This window comes from Polaromonas sp. P1_G4 (genome assembly GCF_056405475.1).
The window spans coordinates 1-5,595 of the sequence record NZ_JBFUCA010000281.1 but is presented as its reverse complement, the minus strand read 5'-3'; the positions used below and the strand labels follow the sequence as shown (position 1 = coordinate 5,595).

General features: G+C 63.4%; 6 protein-coding genes. 2 read left to right on the top strand and 4 right to left on the bottom strand.

All coding sequences use genetic code 11. The features are described from left to right. Positions 1 to 142 precede the first annotated feature (142 nt). The 4 genes from AC1D1X_RS14400 to AC1D1X_RS14385 form a co-directional block, all read right to left on the bottom strand. Entirely contained in the window at positions 143 to 1,279 is a 1,137-nt protein-coding gene (locus AC1D1X_RS14400) for a sigma-54 interaction domain-containing protein (protein WP_477698512.1), read from the bottom strand. Between the two features lie 25 nt (positions 1,280 to 1,304). After that, positions 1,305 to 2,099 carry a MetQ/NlpA family ABC transporter substrate-binding protein gene (locus AC1D1X_RS14395; RefSeq protein WP_477698511.1) on the bottom strand — a complete coding sequence of 265 codons (795 nt, stop codon included), beginning with the start codon at positions 2,097 to 2,099 and terminating at the stop codon, positions 1,305 to 1,307. A 202-nt stretch (positions 2,100 to 2,301) separates the two neighbouring features. Continuing rightward, positions 2,302 to 2,967 carry a methionine ABC transporter permease gene (locus AC1D1X_RS14390; protein WP_457278549.1) on the bottom strand — a complete coding sequence of 222 codons (666 nt, stop codon included), beginning with the start codon at positions 2,965 to 2,967 and terminating at the stop codon, positions 2,302 to 2,304. A 3-nt stretch (positions 2,968 to 2,970) separates the two neighbouring features. Beyond that, entirely contained in the window at positions 2,971 to 4,032 is a 1,062-nt protein-coding gene (locus AC1D1X_RS14385) for a methionine ABC transporter ATP-binding protein (protein WP_477670798.1), read from the bottom strand. A gap of 253 nt (positions 4,033 to 4,285) precedes the next feature. On the opposite strand from AC1D1X_RS14385, the gene AC1D1X_RS14380 reads away from it, so the two are divergent. Both AC1D1X_RS14380 and AC1D1X_RS14375 read left to right on the top strand, forming a co-directional pair. Continuing rightward, complete coding sequence (locus AC1D1X_RS14380; RefSeq protein ID WP_477670799.1) at positions 4,286 to 4,885, top strand: DUF2239 family protein; 600 nt, start codon at positions 4,286 to 4,288, stop codon at positions 4,883 to 4,885. A 188-nt stretch (positions 4,886 to 5,073) separates the two neighbouring features. After that, positions 5,074 to 5,595: MATE family efflux transporter (locus AC1D1X_RS14375; RefSeq protein WP_477698513.1), on the top strand; the 522-nt coding region annotated here is incomplete at its 3' end.

Genomic DNA, 5,595 nt, shown 5'->3' with positions numbered 1-5,595 from the left:
GCTTCTACGCATGACTTGTGCCAGTGAAAACCGGACATTGGAAGGCGTTTTTCCGCCCTCTTGCTGCGATCGAAGCAGCTGGGCAGGACGCGGTGCGGGAAAGTGTTCAACAGCTGCTGTGAATGCAGCATGGCCTTTTCGGCTACAGCGACACGAAGGCGGAATTGCTCTCTTCAGCATCTCCGGCGTGTGCAGACCGTTCGAGCAAGCCATGGCGCTTGAGCAGGGTGCGCAGCACGTTGCGCGAAAGGCCCAGCAGATGCGCTGTCTGCACCTGGTTGCCATGGCAGAACTCGAACGCCGTCTTCACCAGGGTGGCCTCGACGGTGTCAAACAGTTCAGGTTCGGCCTGGTTCATGCGTTGCAGCAGCACCTCGCGCAAACTGTCGGGTGCAGCACCCTGCGTCGCTTCTGTTGAAACCTCTGCTACGGAAGCAGGTGCCGGCAATGCGGCAGGGGCCGCGCGGGACGCCATGCGTGCAGAGYGGTGAATGCCCTGCAGGTCCGCGACATGCAGCGTTGCCGCCGGCGCCACGATGAGCGCGTAGTGGATGACGTTTTCCAGCTCGCGGATATTGCCGGGCCAGTCGTGGGCCAGCAGGGCCTGCTCTGCCTCGGGCGAAAGGCTTGCACCCTTGATGCCCAGGCGCGCGGCGTAGCTCGCCAGGAAATGTCGCGCCAGCGGCAGGATGTCGCCGGGCCGCTCATACAGCGGGCGCAGCTCCAGCGTGGCAACACTCAGGCGGTAGTAAAGGTCGGCGCGAAAGTGGCTGGCGTTCACCGCGTCGCGCAGGTCGACGTTGGTTGCCGCAATCAGGCGCACGTCCAGCGCAATCGGCTTGCGCGAACCGATGCGCACCACCTGGCGCTCTTGCAGCACGCGCAGCAACTTGACTTGCAGGCTCAGCGACAGGTCACCAATTTCGTCAAGGAACAGCGTGCCACCGTCGGCTGCCTCAAACCAGCCGGCGCGGGCGTGCGCAGCGCCGGTGAAAGCGCCGGTTTCATGGCCAAACAGTTCGGCATCGATCAGCGATTCGCTGAAAGCGCCGCAGTTCACCGCCACAAAAGGCCCGCTGCGCCCGCTGCCCTGGTGGATCCGGCGCGCCAGCAATTCCTTGCCGGTACCGGTCTCGCCAATGATCAGGACCGTGGCTTCGGTCGGCGCGACCTGGTCGACGCGCTCCAGCAAGGCCAGCGAGCCGGGGTCTTCGAACACCAGCGCCTTGGCGCGAATCGACAAGGCGCCGGCATTGGGAAGGGTCAGCAACCGGCTCATGCTTCAGGCTCCGTCCGGATTTCGATCAGAACCCGGGAAGCACAGCGCCCTTGAACTCGGCCTGCACGTACTTGCGGATTTCTTCCGAGTGGTAGGCCTTGACCAGCTTGGCCACCCAGGGCTTGTCCTTGTCTTGCTCACGCACGGCGAGCAGATTCACATACGGTGACTTGGCGGCTTCCTGAGCAATCGCGTCCTTGGGGTTCAGCCCGGCGGAGAGCGCGTAGTTGGTGTTGACGGCCGAGGCGTCCAGGTCGTCCAGTGAACGCGGCAGCTGGGCGGCGTCGAGCTCCACAAACTTCAGCTTCTTCGGGTTCTCGATCACGTCGAGCGGCGTGGCCTTCAGGCCTGCTTCGGGCTTGAGCTTGATCAGACCCTTGTCCTGTAGCACCAGCAGCACACGGCCGCCGTTGGTCGGGTCATTGGGAATGCCGAAGCGCGCGCCCTCCTTCAACTCGGCCAGGCTCTTGACCTTCTTGGAATAGAGGCCGATCGGGAAGTTGACGGTGTAGCCGACGTTGACGATCTTGTAGCCGCGGTCCTTGACCTGCTGGTCGAGGAAAGGCTTGTGCTGGTAGCTGTTGCCGTCCAGGTCGCCGGCGGCCAGCGCGGCGTTGGGCTGGATGTAGTCGCTGAACTCGACGATCTGGATCTTCAGGCCGTCTTTTTCGGCGATCTTTTTGACCTGCTCAAAAATCTKCGCGTGCGGGCCGGCGGTGACGCCGATCTTCAGCGGCTTGTCTTGCGCCAGCACGGCGCCGGAGAGGGAGGCGGTCAGCGCGAGTGCGACGGCGGACTGGATGAGGGTGCGTTTGTTCATGGTGTTTCCTTTGGATAAATTGAAAGTTGTTGTGTCGTTTTGTTCCCTCTCCCCCTGGGAGAGGGTTAGGGTGAGGGCCGGCGGCCTCTGCAAGCCGGGCAGCCTTTCGACCGCCGCTGGCCCCCACTCCTGCCCTCCCCCAGTGGGGGAGGGAGGAACTCAGGGAGTCAACATCGCTGTTGATAGGAGGTGAAGGCCTCGCTCATCTGTGGCTCAACCTGCGCACAGCCCAGTCGCCCAGGCTTTGCACCGCCTGCACAAACAGGATGAGCACCAGCACCACGGCCAGCATCACTTCCGGCAAAAAGCGCTGGTAGCCGTAGCGGATGCCCAGGTCCCCCAACCCGCCGCCGCCAATGGCGCCGGCCATGGCCGAGTAACCCGTGAGGCTCACGAAGGTGATGGTCAGGCCCGCGACGATGCCGGGCAGCGCCTCGGGCAGCAGCACCTTGAAGACGATCTGCCGTGTGGTCGCACCCATGGCCAGCGCGGCTTCGATCAGCCCGTGGTCGACTTCGCGCAGCGAGGTTTCCACCAGACGTGCAATGAACGGCGCCGCCGCGATGGTGAGCGGCACCACGGCCGCCGCCGTGCCGATGGACGAGCCGGTGATGAAGCGCGTCAGCGGAATGATGGCCACCAGCAAAATGATGAAAGGCGTGGAACGCACCGCATTGACAAGGCCGCCGACGACGCGGTTCACGCCCGCGTTCTGCAACACGCCGCCCTCGTCTGTCAGCCGCAAAAACACCCCGAGTGGAATGCCGATGAGCGCGCCCACCGCGCCCGAGATGCCCACCATGACGATGGTTTCCCACAGCGAGCTGACAAAGAGCTCGAGCAGGGCTTGTGAAAAGTTGCTGAACACGGCTTAAATCCTCCCGCCCACGGCCAGCTCACCGCCGACCTGGTCTACATGCACGCCTGCGCCGCGCAAATGCGCCACCGCCGCGTTGAGCTGCTCGCGTGCGCCGCGCGCAAACACTGCCAGCGAGCCGAAAGGCTTGCCCTGAATCTCATCCACCTGCCCGTGCACGATGGACAGATCAATGCCGAAACGGCGAATCACGTCTGACAGCAAAGGCCGATCCGACTCATCGCCCGCAAATGCCAGCCGCAAAAGCTGCCCTTCTTCAGGGTGCTCGGCGCTCATCAGGGTGCGTATGCGCGCCAGCACGCTGTCGGGCAAATCCTGCGGCACGATCTCGGCGATCAGGCTGCGTGTGGTGTCGTGCTGGGGCCGGGTAAAAACATCAATCACCGGGCCGCTTTCGACAATGCGGCCGGCGTCAATCACCGCCACGCGGTCGGCCACCTGTTTGATCACCTGCATCTGGTGCGTGATCAGCACGATGGTGAGGCCGAATTCCTTGTTGATCTGGCGCAGCAGGCCGAGGATGGAGCGCGTGGTTTCGGGGTCCAGCGCCGAAGTAGCTTCATCCGACAGCAACACCTTGGGCCGGTTGGCCAGCGCGCGCGCAATGCCCACACGCTGCTTTTGCCCGCCGCTGATCTGCGCCGGGTACCGGTCCGCCAGCGTGCTCAGGCCGACCAGGTCCAGCAGCGGTTCAACTCGCGCCTTGATGTCGGCTGCCGACAAACCCGCAATCTCCAGCGGCAAGGCCACGTTGCCGTACACCGTGCGTGACGACAGCAGATTGAAATGCTGAAAGATGATGCCGATGTCGCGCCGGGCTACACGCAGTGCTTCGCCGTTCAGCGAAGTCAGTTCCCGGCCGCCCACCAAAACCTGGCCGGCCGTCGGCCGGTTCAGCAGGTTGACCACGCGCACCAGCGAGCTTTTGCCCGCACCACTGCGGCCGATGATGCCGTAGACCTCGCCCGGGTTGATGTGAAGGTCGACGCCCCGCAGTGCTTCGACCGGGCCGCTGGGGCCCTTGTAGGTTTGAAAAATACCTTTGAGCTCGATCATGAAAATTCGCTAAACCTTGTCGCCCCTCACGGTTCTTGTGAAAACGTGTGAGGCTCTTTTTTGAACAGGACGCGAATTTAGCCGAGCTTTCCCCAAACTCAAAAGAATATTAAATAGACTAGTTAGATCATTAATTAGCTATAGAACCCGATTTACAGGCATTTACGCATTTTTCAGCCAAAACTTGATCATTTATACCCGGATGATATAAACTCCTCATTTGACCCGGACAAAATTAACCGTAAATGACTTTATGACCTCTACCATGATCGCCACGCCCCGCACCCTGACGGCCTTCGCCGGTTTCCAGCGCATTGCCTCGGGCCCTCGCCGCGAGCTGCTCGCGCAGTTGCGCGCTACGCCCCAGCCGGCCGACATCCTGCTTCGCATATTCAACGATGCCAACGGGGAACGCCTGGACCTTGACCTGCGGCCCGACGCCGTGGATGCGCCCGACGACACGCCGCCCGACCTTCCCGCCGCCGAACCCGAAGCACCCGTGGCGCGTTCTGTCGGGCGCCCCCGTCTGGGGGTGGTTGCACGTGAAGTCACCTTGCTGCCGCGGCACTGGGAATGGCTGAGCCGCCAATCCGGCGGTGCTTCGGTTGCGCTGCGCAAGCTGGTGGAAGAGGCGAGCAAGGCCAACGAGGCACGCGACGCGGTACGGGTCTCCCGCGAAGCCGCTTACCGCTTCATGGCGGAAATCGCGGGCGACCTGCCCGGCTTCGAAGAAGCCACCCGCGCCCTGTTTGCCGGCGACCGACTGCGTTTTGCTACCCTGGTCGAGCCCTGGCCTGAGGACGTGCGAACCTACCTGGCGGCACTGGCCGCAGCCAGTTGGAGCGCCGCATGAAGCCGCCGGATCTTTCCGCCCTTGATCACCGGCTTGAAACCGAAGTGCGTGAGGGCGACGTGCGCACGGCGGGCGAAATCGCGGCGCCACCGATTTCCGTAGCAGATCCGGTCCCGCCGCTGGCAACACAGCCCGCGGCGGCGAAACCCGCTTCGCACGGCCGCCCCGCATTGAGCGACGGGGTGCCGATGTGGAAGACCTTTGCCGCCTTCCTCGGCCCCATGCTGCTCAGCAACATCCTGCAGTCGCTGTCGGGCACGCTGAACAACGTGTACGTCGGCCAGATGATTGGCGTCGGCGCATTGGCGGCCGTGTCCAGCTTTTTCCCCATCCTGTTTTTCTTCATTGCCTTCACCATCGGCCTGGGCGCAGGCGCCTCCGTGCTGATCGGCCAGGCCTGGGGAGCGCGCGACACCGGCAAGGTCAAGGCAATTGCGGGCACCACCCTCRGCGTCGGCCTGATTTTTGGTTTGCTCGTCGCGCTGTTCGGCGGTATCTTTACCGGGCCCTTGCTCAGGGCACTGGGCACACCGGCCGACATCCTGCCGGACGCCACGCTCTATGCCCGCATCATGATGATTGCAGGGCCCGGCCTCTTCGTCTACCTGCTGGCCACCGCCATGCTGCGCGGCGTGGGCGATACGGTCAATCCGCTCTACACGCTGGGCATTTCAACCGTGGTCGGCCTCGCCGTCACACCGGCGCTGATC

Coding starts and splice junctions, on each gene's coding strand:
- AC1D1X_RS14385 (WP_477670798.1), bottom strand. CDS start 4,032: ATGATCGAGCTCAAAGGTATTTTTCAAACCTACAAGGGCCCCAGCGGC.
- AC1D1X_RS14380 (WP_477670799.1), top strand. CDS start 4,286: ATGACCTCTACCATGATCGCCACGCCCCGCACCCTGACGGCCTTCGCC.